The 2389-nt window shown below is 68.7% G+C and carries 1 protein-coding gene and 2 pseudogenes; all 3 read left to right on the top strand.

The window, feature by feature from the left end; genetic code table 11:
- Window positions 1–65: 65 nt before the first annotated feature.
- A pseudogene (locus G3O00_RS41900) lies at window positions 66–554 on the top strand (SDR family oxidoreductase); the annotation flags it as partial.
- Window positions 555–787: 233 nt separating this feature from the next.
- Window positions 788–1858, top strand: a complete 1071-nt coding sequence (locus G3O00_RS41895) for a LysR family transcriptional regulator (protein WP_206146514.1) — start codon at window positions 788–790, stop codon at window positions 1856–1858.
- A gap of 101 nt (window positions 1859–1959) precedes the next feature.
- A pseudogene (locus G3O00_RS41890) lies at window positions 1960–2389 on the top strand (hypothetical protein); the annotation flags it as partial.

Raw genomic sequence — 2389 nt, 5'->3', positions numbered from 1 at the left:
TGTTTTGTATGCTACGGCCACACCCGAGCTCTACACAGTATCTTACACTCTTTCCCTACCCGACGCGCTTCCGATCTATGCACGCGAACCTCGACACCGCGTTCGTGAGTGCGCGCGCATGCCTGCCCGACCTGATCGCGCAGCGCGGCAGCATCGTGCTGGTCGCGTCGATCGCCGCGCTCGCGGCCGGGCCCGGCGTGTGCGGCTATACGGTCGGCAAGCACGCGCTGCTCGGGCTCGCCCGGTCGCTCGCGCGCGACTACGGGCCGCACGGCGTGCGGGCGAATGCGGTGTGTCCCGGCTGGGTCCGTACGCCGATGGCCGATGCGGAGATGGCACCGCTGATGTCGGCGCACGGCGACACGCTCGACGGCGCGTATGCGCGCGTCAGTGCCGACGTGCCGCTGCGGCGCGCGGCCGACCCGGACGAAATCGCGGCCGTCTGCGCGTTCCTTGCATCACCGGACGCGTCGTTCGTGACCGGCGCAACGCTCGTCGCGGACGGTGGCGCGATGGTCGTCGACGTGCCGACGCTCGCGTTCGACAAGCTTTGATGCGCGCGGGTGCGCCGCCCGCATGACGCACGCGTCGCGGGCGGCCCTGCACGCTCATCGTCCTGCAGGCGTTTCCCGTCGCGCAACTGCCCTACGCGGACCGTCCAAGCCCCCCCGCCGCCGCGCGCATCGCGCCTCCCGCCTGCTTCCCTCCTGTTTCCCGCCCCCGAAAATCCGCTACCATCGACCGATCCCGCCGCCCCGCCCGGCACTGCCCCACTGTTCGAACGTCGATGAACATCCGGTTTCTTGAAACCTTTGTCTGGCTCGCCAAGCTGGAAAACTTCCGGCTCACGGCCGAAAAACTGCATACGACGCAGGCCGCCGTATCGAGCCGCATCGCGTCGCTCGAGGAAGCGTTCGACGTGCGCCTGTTCGACCGCAACACGCGCTCGGCCACGCTCACGCCCGCCGGGCGCCGCATGCTCGCGTACGCGGAGCGGATCGTGCGGCTCGACGGCGAAATGCGCCGCGATATCGATGCGGCAAGCGATGCGGGCCTGATCCGGATCGGCGTGATCGAGTCGATCGTCCACAGCTGGTTCCCCGCGCTGATGGCGCAACTGCGCGAGCGCTATCCACGCCTCGACGTCGAGATCACCAGCGACACGACGCTGCACCTGATCCGCCTGCTCAGCACCGACGGCGTCGACCTGATCCTGCAGACCGACCCGGTGCCGGGCCCCGATTTCACGAACCTGCCGCTGTGCGAATTCCCGGTGCACTGGGCGGCCAGCCCGCGCCTCGGGCTCGGTGGCCAGCCGCTCGACGTCGCGCGCCTGGCCGAATTCCCGATCATCAGCTTCTCGCGCCACTCGGGGCCGCACGCGACGATCGAGCGGCTGTTCGCGGCCGTCGAACGGCCGGCCAGCATCAACTGCATCACGTCGGTCGCGGCGATGATCCGCCTCGTCGCCGACGGCTTCGGCGTGGCCGCGTTGCCGCCCGCGATCATCGGGCGCGAGCTGCACGAAGGCGCGCTCGAACTGCTCGACGTCGAACCCGAATTCCCCGCGCTGCCGCTCGTCGCGACGTACCGCAGCCAAGGCCTGCCGGTCGCCGCGCGCATCGCGGAACTCGCCAGCGAAGTTGCGCGCGCGATGGCGGCGGCCGCGAGCCATGCGAAACCGGCGGCACCGGCCACATCCGGCAGCGTGGGCACGACACCCGCCCGTCCCGCGACGAAGACGAAAACCAGAACCAAAACCGATACGCAAGCAACGGCCAAAGCGAAAGCGAAACGCACGACGCCCGCCACCCCACCCGCCACGCCCCCCGCGAAACACCGTCCGCGCCGCTCATAAGAAAACCTGTTCACCGCGAATTTGTTTTCTTGTTGGACGGGCGCGGCCCGTCTTCGGGAAACTGCGGTTCCTGACATCCCCCCGTCACGAGGAACCCCGCGATGACCCGCCTTTCCCTTCCGCACGGCCAGCTTTGCGTCTGGACGGATATCGACCCCGCGCACGAAGCCGATTTCAACGCGTGGTACGACCGCGAGCACATGCAGGAACGTGTCGCGATTCCCGGCTTCACGCATGCGCGGCGCTTTCGTGCGACCGATCGCGGCCCGCGCAAATACCTGGCGCTGTACGTGACGGACGCGCTCGACGTATTCCATGGCGACGCGTACCGGCGCGCGTTCACGCAGCAGACCGCATGGTCGCTCGCGAACTTCGAGCGCATGACGGGCACGCAGCGACGCGTCGGAGAACTGACGATCGAGGCCGGTGACGGCGAAGGCGTGCATCTCGCGCTGTTCGTGCTGCCGCCAGATCGCATCGACGTGCCGCAGCTGCGCGAGCGCTTCGACGACGTACTGCACGAACCGGGCA

Origin of the sequence: Burkholderia sp. Ac-20384, assembly GCF_017104605.1 — a bacterium.
Lineage (GTDB): Bacteria > Pseudomonadota > Gammaproteobacteria > Burkholderiales > Burkholderiaceae > Burkholderia > Burkholderia lata.
Note: the sequence above shows the minus strand (reverse complement) of the source record. Positions and strands in the feature narration are given on the sequence as shown.

What these genes read in the sequence shown, in the direction of transcription:
- G3O00_RS41895 (WP_206146514.1), top strand. Translation starts at nt 788, where the DNA reads ATGAACATCCGGTTTCTTGAAACCTTTGTCTGGCTCGCCAAGCTGGAA.